At 63.1% G+C, this 20,052-nt stretch carries 18 protein-coding genes; 7 read left to right on the plus strand and 11 right to left on the minus strand.

What is annotated here, in order from left to right; all coding sequences use genetic code 11:
- Positions 1-2: 2 nt before the first annotated feature.
- Positions 3-2,015, minus strand: coding sequence for a YhgE/Pip family protein (locus ACFQ6H_RS13425; RefSeq protein WP_378646555.1), 2,013 nt, complete (start codon positions 2,013-2,015; stop codon positions 3-5).
- Between the two features lie 5 nt (positions 2,016-2,020).
- Entirely contained in the window at positions 2,021-2,743 is a 723-nt protein-coding gene (locus tag ACFQ6H_RS13430) for an ATP-binding cassette domain-containing protein (protein ID WP_378547499.1), read from the minus strand.
- 180 nt (positions 2,744-2,923) lie between these two features.
- On the opposite strand from ACFQ6H_RS13430, the gene ACFQ6H_RS13435 reads away from it, so the two are divergent.
- On the plus strand, positions 2,924-3,556 hold the full coding sequence (locus tag ACFQ6H_RS13435; protein WP_378646557.1) for a hypothetical protein: 633 nt from the start codon (positions 2,924-2,926) through the stop codon (positions 3,554-3,556).
- An 85-nt stretch (positions 3,557-3,641) separates the two neighbouring features.
- Here the strand turns inward: ACFQ6H_RS13435 and ACFQ6H_RS13440 are convergent, their stop codons facing one another.
- The 4 genes from ACFQ6H_RS13440 to ACFQ6H_RS13455 all read right to left on the minus strand — a co-directional run bounded on the left by ACFQ6H_RS13440 (position 3,642) and on the right by ACFQ6H_RS13455 (position 9,486).
- A complete protein-coding gene (locus ACFQ6H_RS13440) occupies positions 3,642-5,477 on the minus strand; it encodes an acyl-CoA dehydrogenase (protein ID WP_347871955.1) in 1,836 nt (611 codons plus the stop codon).
- Between the two features lie 89 nt (positions 5,478-5,566).
- Positions 5,567-6,199 (minus strand): class I SAM-dependent methyltransferase, encoded by a 633-nt coding sequence (locus tag ACFQ6H_RS13445; RefSeq protein WP_378535497.1) that lies wholly within the window; start codon positions 6,197-6,199, stop codon positions 5,567-5,569.
- Between the two features lie 21 nt (positions 6,200-6,220).
- Positions 6,221-8,704: an FtsX-like permease family protein gene (locus tag ACFQ6H_RS13450; RefSeq protein ID WP_378646559.1), complete on the minus strand. Its 2,484-nt coding sequence runs from the start codon at positions 8,702-8,704 to the stop codon at positions 6,221-6,223.
- Positions 8,704-9,486 (minus strand): ABC transporter ATP-binding protein, encoded by a 783-nt coding sequence (locus ACFQ6H_RS13455; protein ID WP_378448775.1) that lies wholly within the window; start codon positions 9,484-9,486, stop codon positions 8,704-8,706. Before ACFQ6H_RS13455 ends, ACFQ6H_RS13450 begins: the two co-directional genes overlap by 1 nt.
- Positions 9,487-9,595: 109 nt before the next feature.
- On the opposite strand from ACFQ6H_RS13455, the gene ACFQ6H_RS13460 reads away from it, so the two are divergent.
- The 4 genes from ACFQ6H_RS13460 (at position 9,596) to murJ (ending at position 14,398) form a co-directional block, all read left to right on the plus strand.
- Positions 9,596-10,834, plus strand: coding sequence for a sensor histidine kinase (locus ACFQ6H_RS13460; RefSeq protein WP_378646561.1), 1,239 nt, complete (start codon positions 9,596-9,598; stop codon positions 10,832-10,834).
- Positions 10,822-11,463: a response regulator transcription factor gene (locus tag ACFQ6H_RS13465; RefSeq protein WP_283307679.1), complete on the plus strand. Its 642-nt coding sequence runs from the start codon at positions 10,822-10,824 to the stop codon at positions 11,461-11,463. The genes ACFQ6H_RS13460 and ACFQ6H_RS13465 overlap by 13 nt, the downstream gene beginning before the upstream one ends.
- Before the next feature lie 161 nt (positions 11,464-11,624).
- Positions 11,625-12,653, plus strand: coding sequence for a beta-ketoacyl-ACP synthase III (locus tag ACFQ6H_RS13470; RefSeq protein ID WP_378646563.1), 1,029 nt, complete (start codon positions 11,625-11,627; stop codon positions 12,651-12,653).
- A 116-nt stretch (positions 12,654-12,769) separates the two neighbouring features.
- Positions 12,770-14,398 carry a murein biosynthesis integral membrane protein MurJ gene (murJ, locus tag ACFQ6H_RS13475; protein ID WP_378646565.1) on the plus strand — a complete coding sequence of 543 codons (1,629 nt, stop codon included), beginning with the start codon at positions 12,770-12,772 and terminating at the stop codon, positions 14,396-14,398.
- Here the strand turns inward: murJ and ACFQ6H_RS13480 are convergent.
- The 3 genes from ACFQ6H_RS13480 to ACFQ6H_RS13490 form a co-directional block, all read right to left on the minus strand.
- A complete protein-coding gene (locus ACFQ6H_RS13480) occupies positions 14,384-15,538 on the minus strand; it encodes an alkaline phosphatase family protein (protein ID WP_378646567.1) in 1,155 nt (384 codons plus the stop codon). The two genes, murJ and ACFQ6H_RS13480, sit on opposite strands and share 15 nt — an antisense overlap.
- Positions 15,539-15,619: 81 nt before the next feature.
- Complete coding sequence (locus ACFQ6H_RS13485; RefSeq protein WP_378535512.1) at positions 15,620-16,393, minus strand: VOC family protein; 774 nt, start codon at positions 16,391-16,393, stop codon at positions 15,620-15,622.
- A 261-nt stretch (positions 16,394-16,654) separates the two neighbouring features.
- Positions 16,655-17,599: an alpha/beta fold hydrolase gene (locus ACFQ6H_RS13490; RefSeq protein ID WP_378535514.1), complete on the minus strand. Its 945-nt coding sequence runs from the start codon at positions 17,597-17,599 to the stop codon at positions 16,655-16,657.
- Positions 17,600-17,817: 218 nt separating this feature from the next.
- Here ACFQ6H_RS13490 and ACFQ6H_RS13495 point away from each other — a divergent pair, with 218 nt between their 5' ends.
- Positions 17,818-17,955, plus strand: a complete 138-nt coding sequence (locus tag ACFQ6H_RS13495) for a hypothetical protein (RefSeq protein ID WP_378535516.1) — start codon at positions 17,818-17,820, stop codon at positions 17,953-17,955.
- Here ACFQ6H_RS13495 and ACFQ6H_RS13500 read toward each other — a convergent pair.
- Positions 17,937-18,698: an SDR family NAD(P)-dependent oxidoreductase gene (locus tag ACFQ6H_RS13500; protein WP_378535518.1), complete on the minus strand. Its 762-nt coding sequence runs from the start codon at positions 18,696-18,698 to the stop codon at positions 17,937-17,939. The two genes, ACFQ6H_RS13495 and ACFQ6H_RS13500, sit on opposite strands and share 19 nt — an antisense overlap.
- A 205-nt stretch (positions 18,699-18,903) precedes the next feature.
- Here ACFQ6H_RS13500 and ACFQ6H_RS13505 point away from each other — a divergent pair, with 205 nt between their 5' ends.
- Complete coding sequence (locus ACFQ6H_RS13505; protein ID WP_019747160.1) at positions 18,904-19,062, plus strand: hypothetical protein; 159 nt, start codon at positions 18,904-18,906, stop codon at positions 19,060-19,062.
- A gap of 82 nt (positions 19,063-19,144) precedes the next feature.
- Here the strand turns inward: ACFQ6H_RS13505 and ACFQ6H_RS13510 are convergent, their stop codons facing one another.
- Positions 19,145-20,020 (minus strand): hypothetical protein, encoded by an 876-nt coding sequence (locus ACFQ6H_RS13510; protein ID WP_378646569.1) that lies wholly within the window; start codon positions 20,018-20,020, stop codon positions 19,145-19,147.
- Positions 20,021-20,052: the final 32 nt, after the last annotated feature.

Consider the following 20,052-nt stretch of genomic DNA (forward strand, 5'->3'; position numbering starts at 1 on the left):
ACTTAGACCTCGATCGGCGGATGCAACCTGTCCATGGTCCATTGCCGATTACGACGTGCGGCAAGTGAACTGGCGCCGAGTGAGGCGACGAGAAGGCCACCGAGGACGGCGATCGAGACCCACAGCCTCGAGTCGATACCGCCGACGGTGAGTTGTCGTAGCCCGTTCACCGCGTAGGTCATGGGGTCGAACGGGTGGATGATCTGGAACGGTTTCGCGGTGGTTTCGACGGGATAGATGCCGCCGGCCGAAACCAGTTGCAGCATCAGGAACGCCAGGGTGATGACGCGTCCGACGGACACTCCGAAGATGGCGTTGAATGCCTGGATCAACGCCATGTAGGTGGCGGTGATGAGCATCAGGAACCCGACAGTACCGATGGCGTGCGTGGGGTGCAGACCGACGGCGAAGTGCACGACCAGGTACATCACGATCACCTGGCAGATGCCGATGAGCAGTGCCGGCCAGTACGAGGCGAGGACTACCCGCAGCGCGCCGAGACCGTTTGCGATGGGCCGGTTCTGGAGCGGCTTGAGTAGCATCCAGGTGATGATGCCGCCCACGAACAGTGCGAGGGGCAGGAAGAACGGAGCAAAGCCGGTGCCGAAGGTGCTTGCCCGGTTCTCGTAAGTTTCCTGCAGTTCGACCGGGCTGGAGAGGGTTTGAGCGGTTGCGGTTCGCTGTTGATCGGTCCAACTGGGAATCTGGCCGGCGCCCTCGGTGAGTTTGGTTGCAAGTTCGGAGGATCCGGCACGAAGTTGCTCGGTGCCGTCTGCGAGTTTGGCCGCTCCGTCGGAAAGTTGGACGCTGCCGTCGGTGAGTTGAACGAGTCCACTACTGAGGGTTTGAGCGCCGTCGTTGACTTGTTGACCGCCGTCACGAAGCTGCACCAGACCGTTGCGGAGTTCACCGCCGCCGTTGGCCGCGGCATTGAGCCCGGCTCGGAAGGTGCTCGACGGATCGTCGAGTTGGTAAGCGAGTTGTTGTGCACCGCTCTTGAGTTCGCCCAGCTGGCCCATGGTCGCTTCACCGAAACCCTGAGTGCGCAGCATGTCCTGGGCAGGCGCGAGGGCATTGGCGATCTGTTGGCTGACGGGATCCGGGTTCAGACGAAGGCTGGCTACGGCCTGCCCGACCAGCTGCGCGACGTCTGCTTGTGTGTTCCCGAGGACGCTCAGTTGGTCGACGACCTGGGTGACGCCACCACTGAGTTGGCTTGCGCCGTCGCCTAGTTGGACAGCTCCGAGATCGAGTTGCCCCAAACCGTCGGTCAGTGCGAGGACACCGTCCGTGGCGGTGTTGATACCGGTCGAGAGTTGCGCCGTACCGCCGGCCAGAGTGGCTGCACCGTCGCGTGCGGTAACCATGTTGTCTGCCAAAGTTTTCGAGCCCGACGCCAATTCGCCGGCTCCGGCGTTGGCTGTGTTCACGCCGGCCGAGAGCTGGAGCGCTCCGTCGGCTGCTTGCTTCAAACCTGCACCGGCGTCGGTCAATCCGACCAGAACCGTCTCGACCGACTGCGCGCCGATCTTGTCGCTGACTTGGCTGAGGACCTGCTGGGCGGCATTTTGACCGATGATGGTGCCGAGATAGTTGTTGACGTCGTTGAAGGTGAACTGCAACTGCGCTTTGTGGGGGTCCTTGGACGTCGGGGATGCAACGGCCTCGCTGAAATTCTCGGGCAGAGTGAGAGAGAAGTAGTAGGTGCCGTCCGAAACTCCCTGCGCGGCTTCCTGCTGTGAGACCAGATGGAGATCGAGCTCACCGGAATCGAGCAGCGCTTGGCTGACCTCGTCGCCCGCGTTGAGTTCCTGCCCCTGGACCATCGCGCCACGGTCGGTGTTGACCAGAGCTACGGGGACCTTGTTCACCTCACCGAACGGATTCCAGAAGGCCCACAAGTACATCGCGCCGTACAGGAGCGGCATCAAGATGATGGTGACGAGTGCAATCCTGGGCATCGCGCCGCGGGAGAACCGCTTGAGTTCGGTTCCGAGAGACATTCCAGCGAGCATCGCGTTTACCTCGCCCCTTCTTGGTCGGGATTGGTGACTTCTTGGAGCAAGGTGACGGCATCGATGGGTGATCCGTCAGGCAGCGGGTTGACGGTCGACGCGATGATGGTCTGGTAGCTCCCCATCTCGACCAGTCGCTCGACGAGATATGCGCGCTCGGAGTCACGCCGCACCTGTTCGAGATCGTCGACGACCAGCAGGGCCGGCTTCTTCGTGTTCGCGACCGCGATGCGTAGCAGGGTCGCCTCGAGTTCGCCGAGGTCGCTGACATATCGGCCGAGTGCCGGCAGCGGATGGTCACCGAAGACAGGGGCACACACGGTTTCGAGTTCTCGATCCCCGGCACGTCCGATGAGTTTGTACCAGGGTGCGTCCCACCGGATCTGCTCCGTGATCAGATCGCGAACGGTGACGGACTCGGCAAGCTCGTCGATGTCCTCGAACCCGGCGACCCCGGCGATCTCGAAGATCTCACGGGGACGGGTTCGGCCGAAGACGGAGAGCGATCCGGAACTGGCTTTCATTCGCCCGCTGAGTGTCAGAAGTAAGGACGTACGTCCTGAACCGGCCGAGCCTTCGAGGACGGTCACACCGCCCGCACGAATTTCGAGATTGACGGGTCCGAACACCGGCCCCCATGGGCCGTCGAGCGCCAAGTCCGTGGCAGTCAATGCCAGGTCGGGGGCGTAATCGGGTTGTGCGTGCTCTGGTGCGACCACGATGATCACCTGTCTGTTGATCTACTCGGGCTTCGAAAGAACCGAGTGGCTGGTTCTGTGGACGTTCGTGCTCACCCAATCACATCGTCAGGGGGCGAGCGGCCTCACGAAAGGGATGTGTCGGACACGTCTGACAACTTGGAGACCGAACGGTATGTATTCTGTTGGAAACGGACAGGGGGAGTCGAGGTGCCGGTTCGTAGACGCGGTATGTGCGTGTTGCTTGTCATGGCCGCCTTGTCGGTTGTCTCCTGTGCCGGTGAGCGCGAGTCGCCCCCGTTCGTGTCCAGCGAGAGGCTTTTCGAGTTCACCGGGCGCAATGTCGGGCCGTTGACGGTTCCGCCCTTGCCTTCCGAAGGACACGAGCACGAAGCAGCGCCCTACGGAGCGATCACCCTGACCGGTGGGTGGACCGGCGCAGCCAGTGTCTCGCTGCCCGGATCCGTCACGTGTTTCGAGCACAACTGGGCGGATTCGCTGCCTGCCGGGCACCGCCAGTGGGCCTACGAGGTGCACACCAGTTCCTTCTACGAATACGACGGTGGCGGCGAATATCCGGGTCGTGATTTCCAGTTGCAGGTCTACATGAACGAAAAACCGGAACCGGGCCAGCACGGGTCGGCGATCATGAAGTTCTCGGATCAGAGCGGACAGTTTGTCTCCTTCGGCGGCGGTGAAGACAAATCCATCGAAATAGTCAGTTCTCCGGATCGCAGGCGCGTGGCGCTTTCCCTGGCGGGAACGGCGGCGAGAGCCGGCGAACAACCGACGATGTCGGTACTGTCCGCTCAGATCAGTTGCCCCACCATCGAGCGCAGATGATCGCAGGCGACACCGAGCGCTGACAATAAAAATGCCGGCCCCGAAATGTTCTCGGGACCGGCACTTTTCATGAATCAGGAGCGAATCAGAATGCTGCTTCGTCGATCTCCATGATGTCGTTCTCGGTGTTCGCGACGATCTCGCGCGAAGCCGTGAGCTCCGGCAGGACGTTCTTGGCGAAGAAGGACGCGATGGCGACCTTGCCCTCGTAGAAGCTCTTGTCCTTGTCGGAAGCGCCGTTGTCGAGTGCTGCGAGAGCGATCTCGGACTGACGGAGCAGCTGCCAGCCGATGAGCAGGTCGCCCACGGACATCAGGAATCGGACTGAGCCGAGGCCGACCTTGTACAGCTCGGTGGGCTGCTCCTGAGCTCCCATGAGGAAGCCGGTGAGCGTGGCAGCCATGGCCTGGACGTCTTCGAGTGCGGTGGCGAGCAGTGCGCGCTCCGCCTTCAGACGGCCGTTGCCGGCTTCGCTGTCGATGAAGGTCTTGATCTGTCCGGCAACATGAGCGAGCGCGACGCCGCGGTCACGGGCGATCTTGCGGAAGAAGAAGTCCTGAGCCTGGATGGCCGTGGTGCCTTCGTACAGCGAGTCGATCTTGGAGTCGCGGATGTACTGCTCGATCGGGTAGTCCTGCAGGAAGCCGGAGCCGCCGAGGGTCTGCAGGCTGTCCGTCAGGTACTGGTACGCACGCTCGGAGCCGACGCCCTTGACGATCGGGAGCAGCAGGTCGTTGACGCGGAACGCGGTGTCCTTGTCTGCGCCCGAGACGAGCTTGGCGACAACCTCGTCCTGGTGTGCTGCGGTGTAGAGGTACACCGCGCGCAGGCCTTCGGCGTATGCCTTCTGCATTGCCAGGCTACGACGCACGTCGGGGTGGTGCGTGATGGTCACGCGGGGCGCGGCCTTGTTGGTCATCTGGGTCAGGTCTGCGCCCTGCACACGCTGCTTGGCGTAGTCGAGAGCGTTGAGGTAGCCGGTGGAGAGGGTGGCGATTGCCTTGGTGCCGACCATCATTCGAGCGTGCTCGATGACGTCGAACATCTGGGCGATGCCGTTGTGGACCTCGCCGACCAGCCAGCCCTGTGCGGGGATGCCGTGGCCGCCGAAGGTGACCTCACACGTGGCGGAGACCTTCAGGCCCATCTTGTGCTCGACGTTGGTGACGAAGGCGCCGTTGCGCTCGCCGAACTCTTCGGTCTCGAAGTTGAAGTGCGTCTTCGGGACGAAGAACAGGCTCAGGCCCTTGGTGCCGGGTCCGGCGCCTTCGGGGCGAGCGAGAACGAGGTGGAAGATGTTCTCGAACAGGTCGTCCGAGTCGGCCGAGGTGATGAAGCGCTTGACGCCCTCGATGTGCCAGGATCCGTCGTCCTGCTTGATTGCCTTGGTGCGTCCGGCACCGACGTCGGAGCCGGCGTCGGGCTCGGTGAGGACCATCGTGGCGCCCCATCCGCGTTCGACGATGGTGGCGGCCCACTTCTTCTGCTCTTCGGTGCCGTTGTTGAACAGCACGTCCGCGAAGGCGGGTCCGGCCTGGTACATGTGCGCTGCGGGCTGTGCGCCCAGGATCAGCTCACCGATGGCCCACACGACGGAGCGGGGAACCGGCACGCCGCCGACCTCTTCGCTCAGTCCCATGCGGTACCACTCGGCGTCCCAGAGAGCCTTGAAAGACTTCTTGAAGGATTCCGGCAGTGCAACGGTGTGTGTCTCGGGATCGAAGACAGGGGGGTTGCGGTCCGCGTCGGCGAAAGATTCGCCCAGCGGTCCCTCGGCCAGGCGTGCGACCTCTGCCAGCATGTTGCGGACAGTGTCGGCATCCAGGTCGCCCCAAGCGCCTTCGCTCAGTGGCTTCTCCAGTCCGAGAACCTCGAAGAGGTTGAACTCCAGGTCCCGAACGTTGCTCTTGTAATGGCCCATGTCTTCTGCTTCTCCCAGTGAGGTGGTGCGGTCCAGCACTCCTAGTACCGCCCGAAGTTTATTACTCGTCGGTAACTTAATACATGTTACTAGCCGTTCTTTGCATTGCCAACACCGGATTTGCGTCCGATGACAAGCGCGTCGACCGCGAGTCCCGTTTCGGTGTGCCTGTGGGGATTTCCGGCGATCTCGAACTCGAGCTTTCCTTGGAACTCCTGCATCAATTCTTCTGGGGTGTAGAGGATTTCGGGATCTTTCGGTCCGCCGACGCCGTAGTCGATGTTGCTTCGGTCGTGACCCAAAATCATGAGGATTCCATCAGGTTTCAGAGAATTTATGGCACGGTTCACAACCAGGGTGCGTTGTGGTGCGGGTAGATGAAGGTAAAGAAGCAGGGCCAAGTCGTATGCCTGCCCGTTTCTGGAGGGGTAATCCGCGACGGTTACGTCGCCGCATCGGTAGTCGAGCCGGTCGAGGACCGATCGGGGTGAGCGGGCTGCGATCGTGCGGGCTTTCTCGATCGCGACGGCCGAGTAGTCGATGCCGGTGACCTGCCAACCGCGGGTTGCGAGCCACAACGCGTTACGGCCCTCGCCACACGCCAGGTCCAGTGCCTGGCCGTGGGGGAGGGCCGTTGCGTATTCCACCAGTAGTTCGTTGGGAGGTGCGCCCCAGACGAGCTCGGATTCTTCGTACTTCTTGTCCCAGGCGGCCGCATCCATAGATGACGACGGTAGTGGCACTCAGTTCTTGCGGACGCCGTCCATCGGGTTCTTGCGCAGGGCCGCGCGAGTCGGGATCGCGATGGAGACAAATCCCAGAACAGCGGTCACGGCGACGATGGAACCGTAGATCACCGGTGAGATCGCCGGGATCGGCTGCCCGGACACCGCCACGGCGATGCCCATCAGCGGCGGCAGGGCGATCAGCGATCCGACCACGACGGCGATTCCCACCACCATCAACGATTCGATGCGCATCATCGCTCGGACCTGCTTCGTCCGCGAACCCACCAGCTGCAGGAGCGCGAACTCGCGGGAACGCTCGGCAGTGGCGGCGACCAGAGTGTTCACGACGGCGACGGCCAGATAACCGAGCAGGACGAGGACGGCGAGGATGCTGACCCACGACTGCATACGTCGCTGATCTTCGCCTGCGGCTCCGAACTGGTCCTGGTTCATCGCGGCGATCGAGGGGAAAGATTGCAACGACTGCTGTACTTCAGCCGACCGTCCGGGTTCGGCAGCAACCAGAACGGTGTCGATCAGAGCGTCGGTGGAGTGCTGACGCAAAGTCTCGATCGGCATGGTCACGTCCCCGAATCCGAGGCCGCGGCCGTATTTTGCGACGACCATCGGATGCACCAGCGTTCCGTCACCCAGATAGAGGTCGACGCGCTGGCCGACCTTGGCTCCGAGTGTGAAAGCGCCGTCTTCGCTCACGGCAACGGTATCGCCGGTCAGAGCGCTCAGGTCGCCTTCGGTCACCGCGAGATCGAGGGTCGCGGTGGCACTGGCGGCGTCGATGCCCTGGGCCGCGATCGCGCTGTCGGCTGAGCCGCCTTCCTCTCCACTCGGTACCGGTAAGACCTGGCTGCGCACCACGGGGTTTGCCGCACTCACACCGGGCACCGCTGCAATCGAGTCGAGGAGAGAGGGAGCGATACCGGCCGGAGCGCCGACGATCAGGTCTGCGGTGACGCCCTTGATCGACTGGTTGGTCGCCTCGGCTGCGACGGTGCTCTGGCTGAAGAACTGCACCGAGCCCAGTGCGATTGCGAGAGCCAAGGGGACAACGGCCGACGAGAGTCGCCTCGAGTTGGATTCGGCGTTGGCGGCAGCGAGAACTTTCGACGCCGATCGGCCACGGCGCAGCGGGCCGCCGAGGACCTTGATGATGCCGCGCACCAACAACGGGCCGAGCAGCGCGACCGAGAAGATCAACAGCAGTGCGCTCGAACCGGCTCCGGCGGCTGCCACGCTGCCGGGCAGGAAGGCCGGGAGGATGCACGCGCTGAGGCCGGCGGCGCCGAAGATCAGCCCGGCGATGATGCGTCCTCGGCCCAGTTTCGCCGGGCCGCTTTCGGATTCGCGGAGTGCTTCGACGGGGTCGAGCTTTGCCGGCCGACGGGCAGCGATCGCAGCCGCCGCGCGGGCAGTGAGTACGCAGATCAGGAAGGCCGCGATGGCAGGAAGCGGGCTGTACGCCAACGCGAAATCCGTGGGCATGACCCCTGCATCGGCGAACTGTGCGCCCAGAACTCGGGCGAGCAGGTATCCGGGCACCGCGCCGAGAGCTGCCGCCGCAGCAGCAACGAGCAGCACTTCACGCCCGATCATGACGTGGACTTGACGAGTAGTGGCTCCGATTGCACGCAACAGAGCGAACTCTCGGCGCCTGGCGTTGATCGAGAGCGACAACGTGCTGGACACGACGAACATGCTGACCATCAATGCAAGACCCGCAAACGAGGCGCAGAGCACGATCAACTGAGTCCGCGCAGCACCGGCGTCGAGGAATTCGATGCCTCCGCGTGCGGTGCCGGTCGAGATCTCGGCGTCGGTCCCGGCGAGTGCCTCGCGAGCGAGAGCGGCGGCGTTCACACCTTCGGGGGCGATCAATCCGACTGCGGTGACCGAGTTCTGGTGCGGCCACAACCGTTCGGCCTCTGCGTCGTCGAGGAAGACCAGTGCCGGACGGTCGGGCGAAGGCACCGAAGACGAATCTGCTGCGCCGACAACGGTGTACTCGTCCACTATGCCGCCGTGAGCCAGCATGATCCGCTCGCCGAGTGCGGCGCCGGTGGTCGAGACCACCTCGTCGCGGCGCTGCGGAGCGCGACCCTCGGCGAGCGAGTACGGCGCCAATTGTGCTGTGTTCCAAGGATGTGCGTCGAGTACGACGCCCTCGGCGGTGCTGACGGGGACGGAGATGTCGGGAACCACCGTGACATCGAGTGCCTCGAGCGTGCGGACCGCATCACCGTCGAGGAGAACTCTCTCGGCAAAAGGCTGATCGGCATCTTCCTTGACCTCGAGTGCCTGCGGTGCGCTGACCACGGCGTCGGCGCCGGCGTAGAGATGTGGTGAGACTCCGCCTCGCACTCCTGATTCCAGCAGTACACCCAAACCACAGGTGAGGAGCGCTGCGCAGAATACGGAGACGAACACGGCGACGAATCCGGAGCGGTGCGCTTTCAGATGGGCAAAAGTGTGCGCTTTCATCATCACCAGTCCCCGAGGTGTGTCATGCGCTCGGCGATCTGCTGGGGTGTCGGGCGGTCGATGTGCCCGACCAGTTTCCCGTCGGCGAGGAACAGCACACGATCGGCGTAAGACGCGGCCACCGGATCGTGCGTGACCATGACGATGGTCTGGTCGAACTCGGCGGCCGTTCGGCGCAGCAATTCCAGAACCTGCTTGGCGCTGCGGGAGTCGAGGGCGCCGGTCGGTTCGTCGGCGAAGAGTGCGTCGGGGTGGGTGACGAGGGCGCGCGCGATGGCGACGCGTTGCTGCTGGCCACCGGACAGTTCGGAGGGTTTGCGCTTGCGGTGCGATCCGAGTCCGACGGATTCGAGGACGAAGGTCAGGTACTGCTTGTCGGCTCGTCGTCCGGCGAGGAGTAGGGGGAGCGTGACGTTCTGCTCGACGTCGAGAGCGCCGAGCAGGTTGTAGGCCTGGAAGACGAAACCGATGTGGTCGCGTCGGAAGATGCTGCGGGCCTTCGGCTTCAGCTGTGAGATCTCGGTGTCGCCCAACCACACCGATCCGCTGCTCGGTCGGTCGAGGCCCGCGGCGCAGTGCAGGAAAGTGCTCTTACCTGATCCGGACGGGCCCATCACGGCGGTGAAGGTGCTGCGCGGCAGAGTGAGGCTGATGTTGTCGAGGGCGGTCACGGCGCCGCGGCCGTTGCCGTAGATCTTGCTGACTCCTTCGAGGCGTACAGCAGATGTTCGAGCTCCCGTGGCACCAGGGGCCGGCGGGGCGAGGACCGAGTGTCGATTCTTCATGGGAAGAACGCTATGGAGATTCGGCATTCATCGACATCCAGCAGAGTCCCGAATCAATGGTGTAGCCAGCTGTAGTGGATCGTGCGGTGCGGTGCGGCATGCTGGGGCAGTGAAGAAGAGAACCAGGGCTGCGGTATACGTGCTCGTCGAGGGTGCGGCAGCTGTGGTCTCCCTGTTCTTGCTGATGGTCGGCCTCATTCTCTTGTCGCTCTCGATTCTGATCGTCGGCTGGTTGCTGTTGCCGTCGTACGTGCGAGTGCTCCGGTGGTGGGCCGGCCTGGCTCGCAAACGCACTGCTGCGTACACCGGGCGCCCTGTTCTGCAGCGATACCCACCGATGCCCAGCAATCCGACATTCGGGGACTGGCGCCGGTTCCTTACCGATCAGTCGACAAGGCGCGACGCGGCCTGGTTGTCGATTCATGGTCTGGGTGCTTTCGTCGCCGCGATGCTGACCATTGCTCTGCCACTCGGTGCACTCAATGCGATTGCCGTCCCGCTGTACTGGCAGCAGATGCCCGCGGGCGAACCCGTCAACAACCCGTACCCCGTGACGTCGTGGTTGGGCGCTGCGGGGATGCCGTTGATCGGCATCCTGTACTTCCTGATCGCGTGGTGGTTGATCCCCGCGATGGCGAAGTGGATCAGTTGGTCGACCACGACTTTGCTTGCGCCGGATACGCGTTCGGACCTATCGAAGCGCGTCACCGCCCTGACGGCCAGCCGCGCTGCGGCGCTCGACGCGCATTCGGCCGAACTCAAGCGCATCGAGCGGGATCTGCACGACGGTGCGCAGAACCGTCTGGTCGCGGTGGTGATGATGCTGGGAATGGCGGAGCGGTCGTTGCAGATCAACCCGGACCAGGCTCTGCCGCAACTGCATCGGGCGCAAGATGCCGCGACCGAGGCGTTGAGTGAACTCCGCACGTTGGTGCACGACATCTATCCGCCGATCCTCGACGAGCTCGGCCTCGAGGGCGCGATCTCCGCGCTCGCGGGGCGCTCCAGTGTGCCCTGTGTGCTCGAGATCGACGATCTCCGCCGTGCCCCGGCTGCCGTCGAGGCTGCCGCGTATTTTGTCGTCGCCGAGGCTTTGACCAACGTCGCAAAACACAGCGGAGCGCGCAGCGTCACCGTCACGGCAAGGACGGAAGCGTCGACGGACTCGTTGGGTGAGACGATGCTCATCGACGTGATCGACGACGGTCACGGCGGTGCGAACGAACGGCCGGGCGGCGGCGTGGCGGGCATCCGGCGCCGGGTCGAGGCTTTCGAGGGAACCGCTGTACTGGAGAGCCCGGAGGGTGGACCGACAACGATGAGGGTGGAACTACCGTGCGGATTCTGATTGCCGAGGACGACGCTCTCCTGCGTGAAGGGCTGGCTCTGCTGCTTCGCGGAGAGGGCTTCGAGGTGTCTGCCGTCTCCGACGCCACACAGTTCCTTGCGGTGTTCGAGGAGACCGCCCCCGACGCCGCGGTGCTCGACGTCCGGATGCCTCCTACTTTCACCAACGAGGGACTTCGAGCTGCGATCGAGGTGCGCAAGCTTCGTCCGGGCTTTCCCGTCCTGGTCCTTTCTGCGTATGTCGAGGATCGCTACGCCGGTGAACTGTTGGCAGGCGGCGCCGGTGGCGTCGGCTATTTGCTCAAGGAACGGGTTGGCAAGGTAGCCGAGTTCGTCGACGCGTTGAACCGGGTCGTCGACGGTGGAACGGTGATGGATCCCGAGGTCGTATCCCAGCTGATGAGCCGTCGACGCGCCGACGATCCGATCAGATCGCTGACTCCACGCGAGTCCGAGGTTCTCGGACTGATGGCGGAGGGGCTGGGAAATCAGGAAATCGCCAGGAAATTGGTCGTCAGCGACACCGCTGTGAGCAAGCACATAGGAAATATCTTCGCGAAACTCGGCCTGTCGGCTTCGGAAAGCGGGCATCGTCGTGTTTTGGCAGTTCTAGCTCATTTGCGCGCCTGATCGAGGATCTGGACTACATACCTGACCGAAGCGTAACGTGAGCGAGCCTCATGTTGTTGCCGTGATCGAACGGTGACCTGAGAGGCAGGGGCTTATGTCCTGTACGTAACGTGTGATGTCGAATGCGCGTCATCACCAGAAACCAACGAGGAGATCGATCAATGGGTAAGCCGATTGCCAGTGTGGCCGGAGGTCGGCAGTCCGTCCTTCTCGGGCTCGGCGTTCACCGCCCGGAGCGAGTCGTGACCAACGACGAGATCTGTGAGCTGATCGATTCCACCGACGAGTGGATCCAGACGCGATCGGGCATCAAGTCGCGCCGGTTCTCCGGCGAAGGCGAAGGCATCCTCGCCATGTCGATCAGCGCGGCCCGTAAGGCACTGGACGTCAGCGGCATTGCACCCGAGCAGATCGGCGCCGTGATCATCGCGACGTCGACGTGGGACTTGCAGACTCCTCAGGCCGCATCCATCGTTGCCCATGAGCTGGGTATCAAGGGTCCGGCTGCGTTCGACGTCGCAGCAGGTTGCGCCGGTTTCTGTACCGCCCTTGCGGTGGCCAGTGACCTCGTTCGCGGTGGCACCGTAGATCACGTACTCGTCGTCGGTGTCGAGTTGATGAGCGAGGCCACCGAGCCCACCGATCGCAGCGTTCGCTTCATCTTCGGTGACGGCGCAGGCGCAGTTGTCGTCGGCCCGAGCGATACCGTCGGAATCGGCCCGGTCGAGTGGGGTTCGGACGGCAGCCAGTCCGACGCCATCGTTCAGGAGCCCAGCTGGCTCGACTACACCAAGAACCCGACCGGACCTCGGCCGTGGATCAAGATGGCCGGCACCGCGGTGTTCCGCTGGGCTGCCTTCGAGATGGGCAAGGTCGCCACTCGCACCCTGGAGAAGTCGGGGCTGGGTATCGAGGACATCGACGCTTTTGTCCCGCACCAGGCAAACCAGCGCATCAACGAGGTCATCGCTCGCAGCATGAAGCTGCCCGAGGGCTTCCCCATCTCCAACGACATCGCCGAGACGGGCAACACGTCTGCGGCCTCGATCCCGCTCGCCATGGAGCAGATGCTGCGCGACGGACAGTGCAAGCCGGGCGACAAGGCCTTGCTTCTCGCCTTCGGTGCCGGCCTGTCCTTCGCCGGCCAGGTTGTCGTCATGCCGCCGTTGGCTGGGGCAGAATCCGCCTGATATTCACTCGTACGTACTGAGCGCCTCGAACTTCGGTTCGTGGCGCTCAGTCGTTTCGAGGGGGCAGTCGTTTCTGGTCCGGCTCGTCGGAACCTGTGATGTGGCACCCTGGCGAGATGGTCGAGAGTGTGAGGGAGTCCGAACGCAAGTCCGAACGTTCAGCTGAGACGGGCGGCAGCTTGGCAAAGATGGGCGGGCAAGTCGCGCTCGCCAGCACGGTCAGCCGGATCACCGGTTTCGTCCGCACGCTTGCCCTTGCCGCAGTCCTGGGCATTGCCCTGGTCAGTGATGCGTACAACGCGGCCAACAGCTTCCCCAACATGGTCTATCAGCTCCTACTCGGCGGGATTCTCGCCAGCGTCCTGCTTCCGTATCTGACGCGGCAACGGAGCCGTGGGCGCACGCTCGAACGAGAGCAGACGCAGCGCGTCCTCACTGTGGGAGCGCTTGCTCTTGCTCTCGTGACGGCAGTGGCGGTGGTGTGTGCGCCGCCGCTGGTCTCGGCCGTGATCGATGATCCGGCTCAACGCGAGCTCACGACGCTCTTCGCGTATCTACTTCTGCCGGAGATCTTCTTCTACGGCATCACGGCGATGATGACGGCTGTGCTCAGTGTTCGATCGGTGTTCGGCGCGCCGGCCTGGGCACCGGTGATCAACAACGTCGTCCTTCTGGTGACGGTCGCAGTCTTCTTGTGCATCCCGGGTCCGGTGGCTTTGACTCCAGAGTCGATGACAATGGCGCAGGTTCTGGTGATCGGTGTCGGTACTCTGCTCGGGATCGTGGCGCAAACCGCTGTCGTTGCTCTAGCGCTGCACCGCAACGGGTTTCGGTGGCGCCTTCGCGTGCGGGTCGTACCGCACACCTGGCGACCGGTGCGCGTCGGGGTGCCGTTGCTCGGGTGGGTTCTGGTGTACGTTGTTGCCGGTCAGGTCGGGGTGTGGGTGACGATGAAGGTGACGCTCTCACGTCACGTCTACTCGATGTACACACATGCGGATCTGCTGTTTCAAGTGGCATACGGAATTCTCGGAGTGTCTCTGTTGACGGTACTGATGCCGCGAATCGCCAGGTCAGTTGCCGCGGGGGATGACGTAGGCGTCGTATCCGATCTCGGCCGCGGAGCCCGGTATTCAGTGGTGGCTCTGATTCCGGTCACCGTGGCACTCATGGTGTTCGGCCCCTCGTTGACCACTCTGATCTTCTTCGGCCGGGTGGACGGCAGCAGTGCCCGTTTGATCGGGACGGCCCTTGCAGTCAGTGCATTCGGCCTGGTGCCCTTTGCGATGGTCATGCTTCAGCTACGAGTGTTCTACGCCGACAATGATACTCGAACTCCCGCCGTGATTGCCGTTGTGATGGTGATTGCCAAGACGACACTCGTTCTTCTTGCATCACTGTCGGCGAGTGACGAAAGGCTGGTCCTGGCCGTCTGTGCCGCCGGCTCGTTCTCCTACGTGTGTGGAGCGGTGCTCGGCCACATCCTTCTTCGAAAGCGATACGGGCTGTTGGGATTCCGTCGCGTGCAGGCCACCGTCGGAAGGATTTCGGCGGCGGCAATTCTGGCAGGTGGTTGTGCGCTCGCTTTGGTGGTGGCGGTTCAGAACCGAGTTCCCGAGCCCAGGCTTGCTGCTGTTATTTCATTGTCGGCGGGTGCGGCCGTCGGTGCCGTCGTCCTGTTGGGCGCATGCAAGGTCGTCGGTGTTCCCGAGATTCGCCGGGCCCGAGCGCTACTGTTGTCCTGAGGACAGGAGCGGTACCAGCAGTTCGTCCGGGGTGAGGGCACCGTGCTGTCCACGGAGGCCGGACAGTCCTGACTCGACAGATCGACGTACGACGGCTACGTCCCCGGAGGCAATGGCGATGACATCGCCGATCCGCCCGTGATACTCGGAATGCACTGCGGGCCCGAACAATCCTGCGACTATGCCTTCAGATCTCGTCCCGATCCACATGCGATCACCCAGCTCGGCGCGCCAGCGGTCCGCAACATCTTGTGCAGCGCCTTCGCTGGTGTGGATGTGACGACAACGCGGTTCACCGGCAAGGGCGAGTACGTCTTTGGACAGAATCGGAGTGTTGTCGAAGTCGATCTTGTTCTCGTCCAACACGTCGACCATTCCGTGGTCAGCCGTCACCAGCAATCTCACGTCCGGACCGAGAGCAGTGGCGAGTTGTTCGACCAGTCGATCGACAAGCATCAGTTGGAAGATCCACGGCTCGGACTCGGGGCCGTAGACGTGGCCGAGTGCATCGATCTCGCTGATGTAGCAGTACGTGAACGTACGGTCGGCAGACTTCGACGCCGCCACGGTGCGAGCGAGGAGGTCTCCGTATGCCTGGATTCCGGCAAACTGGGCACCGCGCATCCCGGCACGGGTGAGGCCGCTGCCGTCGAACTTCGACGGAACGACGGTAGTGACGGTGATGCCGGCGGCCGCTGCGCGATCGAAGGTCGTGGCCTGCGGCTGCAAGGTCTCCGGGACGATGGAGTCGGTCTGCGAATCCTTCTTGCCCGCGCTGTGCCAGCCCAGCCAGTTGAACACCGAATCGGCTTCTTCGACGTAGGACTGGTAGCCGGTGATGCCGTGCGCTCCCGAAGGCAGACCGGTCCCCAGCGAGACGATGCTGGTGGCCGTCGTCGTGGGGAATCCAGCCCGGATGGGCGTTCCGGCGAGTGAATTCAGGAATGGTGCATGTTCGACGTTGCGGGCGAGCAAATTCGCGCCCATCCCGTCTACCAGCAGAATGACGGTCTTCTTGCTGGGCTGCAGATCGAGACGGTTCGCTTCGCCACTCACTCCGAGGGAAGCGAGTACCGACGGCGCAAGCGTCGACAGTGTCGGCTGCGAGTACACATCGAGGAGAGGGGCGGGGGCGGGCATCCCATGAGATTAGGCGTTGGACGCAGAAAACTGCATACCTTCTGGGCGAGTGTTCAAATCTGCGCTTCTCGAAACCGGCCTTCACTCCATGATCGTCGAGATCTGGAACTTGGCACCGAGAGGATCGGCAACCGATGCGAGACGGCCGAAGGGCGTGTCCTCGGGATCGCGCAGTACGCTGCCGCCGAATTCGACGACCTTGGCGACTGCCGCATCCGTGTCGTCCGCCCCGAAGTACACCTGCCAGAACGACGGCACCTCCGCCGGGAGGAACGAACTGGCATCCATCAAACCGGCGACGACGGTGTCGCCCTGCTTGGCCTGTGAGTACCGGAACTCGTCGCTGTCGCCGATGGACTCGTAGGTCCAGCCGAACACGTCGGTGTAGAACGGCAGAACCGCGGCGTAGTTCTTGGACAATGTCTCGTGCCAGACCGGCGCTCCGGCCTCGCCGACCAGACCGAAGCCGTGGTGCTGATCTGCCTGCCAGATGCCGACGACGGCACCGGCCGGATCGCCCACGATCGCCATGCTGCCCTGAGGACCGACTTGCATCGACGGCATCATGATCGTGCCGCCCGCGGTTTCGGCCTTGGACGCCGACGCCGCCGCATCCGCCGAGGAGATGTAGGTGGTCCAGACGTCGCCGTACGGGTTTCCCTCCTGCTGGGGGCCGAGCCCGGCGATGGGCTGCCCGTCTTTGCTGAAGATCGCGTAGCCCCCGTACTGCGGGTCGTCGTTTGTGTCAGCCTGCCAGCCGAACACGTTGGTGTAGAACGATTTGGCAACCGCCGTGTCGGAGCTGGTCAGGTCGATCCAACAGGGAGTTCCGTCGAGCGCTGTACGTGCGGGCATCTGAAAATTCTCCTTTACCGAAACGGATACACAAGCAAGGGACACAGAGCGGGCTGGCCGATGAAGGCGCGATTCTCACGCTACGCGCGTACCCCGACACATTCCCAGGGATCGAGAGCTTTGGAGTATTTGGCCGCTTCATGTTCACCGGTGGACCGGACCCGCCAGTATCATCTGCGCCGAATCGTTCTGACTACGCCGAAATTATTGGGGCACTTGCCCAATCGGTAAAGACTTTTGCTGGCGTAGTGCCGGTGCGGGTCAGCTCGTGATCAGCCCCGTGCGATCGAGCCACGCGAGCGCATGACGGGTGAACTCGTCCGGAATCTCCAACTGTGGGGTGTGGCCGGTGTCGCCGAGAATGATGGTGGTCCAGTGTGGATGTGCAGCAGCGGCCGCCCGTGCGGCCTCGACCGGGACAAGACGATCGCGGTCGCCGTGGATCAGGAGCGTCGGAGTCGTGATCTCTCGCAGGGTCTTTCGATACGAAGCCGGGCGGGCGAGGGTCATCAGCAGTGATCGTGCTGCCTGCAGGAACTCGGCATCCTGAGTGGGTTCGTTGCGGCGAATAGCCGTCAAGGCGGCGCCCGCGTCGAGAACCGCGGGGTCTGCTCGCGTCGGATCGGCGAAACACAATCTGGTCATCTGTGCGGCCAACTGCCGGTCGGACATCTTCCGGCGTCCGAAGCCGAGAACCTGCTCGCCGACGTACGGCATCGAGTAGAGCGCGAATTGAGCGGCGACGGTCAGGTCGGGAAGTTGGACGGGAAGGGGGAGTGCCGGATCCACCAGGACCAGGCCGGCCACTGATTCGGGACTGGCATGGGTCGACATTGCCGAGACCATTCCGCCCATCGAATTGCCGAACAGGACGGCGGGCTCACGCACCACTGCGTCGAGAAAGCGATTCAGGAGCGCCGCGTTGGCATCGACGCCGGTGTGCCGCCCATCAGCAGAGGTGAGTCCGAATCCGGCGAGATCCAATGCATACACGCGCGTGCGTGCGGCCAACGCCGGTGCCACCCGTACCCAGTTGAGATGTGAGCCGCCCAGTCCGTGAACGAGGACGATGGGCGGCGCTCCGCTGGGACCGCCGAAGTCGATCCAGTGAACATCACCGCCAAGATCGGTGATGTTGCTTGTCCCGCCCCACGGGTGCGTGAGGGTGCTTCCGTCGGCAAGTTGGGCCGAAACAGCGGATTCCATACCTGCCAGGATGCACCGAGGTGTCGTCGTAGTCACGCACTCGTCCCGGTTCGAGATGCGAAATTGTGTGCTCGATCACGGATTGTCCAGAAGCTCACGAAACGGTCAAAACGGAATTTGACTGGTGCCAAGCACTTTTCGTGGTGTCATCGATTTTTCGCGGCCGCGGTTCGCGTCCGGCCGACGGAGGTTCGGGCATACTGAAAACCATGTGGTGGATGGTCGGGCTCATTGTGCTGGCCGCGTTGGTTTTGGCATCCGTTCTGGTCGGTTTCGTTTTCCGCCGCCCGATCGCCGAAGACAAGTCGGCGGTGCTTGCCTTCGACGACGCCGCATCTCAGCCCCAGCGCGACTGACCGCCGTCGAGCGGAATTGTTGCTCCCGTCAGATAAGCGGCATCCGGCCCGACCAGGAAAGCCACCGCTGTACCGATGTCCGTCTCGCAGTCGCCGATCCTCCGCAGTGGAATCCCGGCAACAAAAGCGGCAGCCTCTTCCGGGCGCGCATCGGCCCAACGCTGTAACCCGGGTGACGAGGCGTGTGGGGCCACCGCGTTGACACGGATCCCGTCGACGCCCCATTCGCACGCTGCTGCGCGGCTGAGGGCTCGGACGGATTCCTTCACGGCCGCGTATCCGCCGTAGCCGGCAGCGTCCCAGCGGACGGCCACGGAACTGACCATGTTGATGATCGCCCCGCCGCCGCGCTCCTTCATGAACGGGTAGCAGGCTTGCATTGTTCGCAGCGTCGCGACTGGACCGGAAGTCAGTCCGTCGGCAAGGCGCTCCGGAGTGAGGTCGAGGATGTTGCCGAGCGGGTTGAGGCTGGCGTTGTTGATCAGGATGTCGACGCCGCCGAACAGTTCCACGGTTCGCGCCACAGCGCCGGTGATGGAGTCAGCGTCGGCGATATCCACGAGCACCGGTTCGGCGCGGCCGCCACGTTCGGTGATCTCGTTACATGTGACGACGAGTTTCGACTCAGTGCGGCCCGCGACCGCGACAGAAGCGCCCTCCTTGGCGAGTGCCAACGCAACTCCCTGGCCGACTCCTTGCCCTGCACCAGTGATCAGGGCCACTTTTCCATCCAACTTGCCCACTGCTGTTCTCCTGCTCGTCATTCAACGGTTCCCGAAGCGTTGTCCGAATCGCGCATTGTTACTCGTGGGTTCCCGCTGGATGAGATGTGAGTTACGTCCCACTCGGCGGCACCGCTTCAAATTTCGGCTGTCTTACGTATATTGTGAGCGCCGTTACATACCGGGCGCGCGGACCGCGTACACATTCCATGATGAGGAGCTAGACATGGCATTCACCACTGGCAGCAGCAAGACGGACCTGGCACAGCTCGGCGACTTCCAGAAGATCATTGCAGGCCTGGGCGGCGTCCTCGTCGGCATCGGCGCAGTTGCTGGTCTTCTCGGCGCAATCGGTGGCGCAGGAAGCTCGCAGCCGAAGGCTTGATTGCTTCGCTGAACCGGATTTACGGCCTCCGGCCCGCGTCCTGAAGGCATTGCCTTCGTGGATGCGGGCCGGAGGTTTATCTTCATGTGAATGTCTGTGCCTTGCAGGCACATTCATTTTGTGATACGTCGATTGTCGCTGGTATGTCCACACCTTCTTCGTAGACCTGGGGTCCGAAGTTCGGCAACGGAGTGAAATCGAGTGTCGCTTCCGAACCGCGGTAGTGGCGGAAGTAGTAAAGCGATCTGTCCGGCCGGACCAAGGTGTCGGGTTCGGATGTCTTCCAGGCCCAGTGGACGTCTGCTCGCAGAATCTCCGACAGTCTGAGTATGTTCTTGCAGCCGTGGCTTTGTAGCCCAAGGCATTTGAGCGTACCGACGTCTCGCAGTTGCCCGTCGCGCGTCCACCTGGATTCGTAGACCAGCGCATCGAGAACAACGCGGTGCGAACCCTCTCGAGTAACACCACCGAGTAGTGTCCCCCAGTCCAATCCTGGTGCGTGTTGGAGGTATTCGTCCGCGTCGATGAATGCTGCCCAGGCGACCGTGTCGCGATGTCGGGTCACGTAATCGACGTAGGCCTCCACCTGTCCGTGCACGATCCGACCGTCCGCGTCGCGCGGTTGCCAATCGATGATTGTCACCGGGAGGTCGTGCAGTTCCTTGCGGAATGCGACCTGAACCTCGCTGTCCGACATCGATCGCGTGAAGGCGCCGTACGAGTTGCCGCGCTTGTCCTCGCTGCGTCCGTGCCAGCGGTTGAGACTGAATGCGCTTGTCTTGCGAGTGGACCCGACGGAACCGGTGTTGTCGTAGAGAACAACCTCCCAGCCTTGCTCGATGTGGTGCAGGCACCAGTCTCTGATGAAGGGGAGATGTTCGCGGGGGAGCAGGACCGCAACCACTGCGCGACGTCCGGTGTCAGAGCTGTTCGGATGATTCTTCGGATCCGTGATCACCCGACACACGATAGTGCTCTGCGTGGAAGCGA

This window comes from Rhodococcus sp. NPDC056506, from assembly GCF_042794945.1.
Lineage (GTDB): Bacteria > Actinomycetota > Actinomycetes > Mycobacteriales > Mycobacteriaceae > Rhodococcus_F.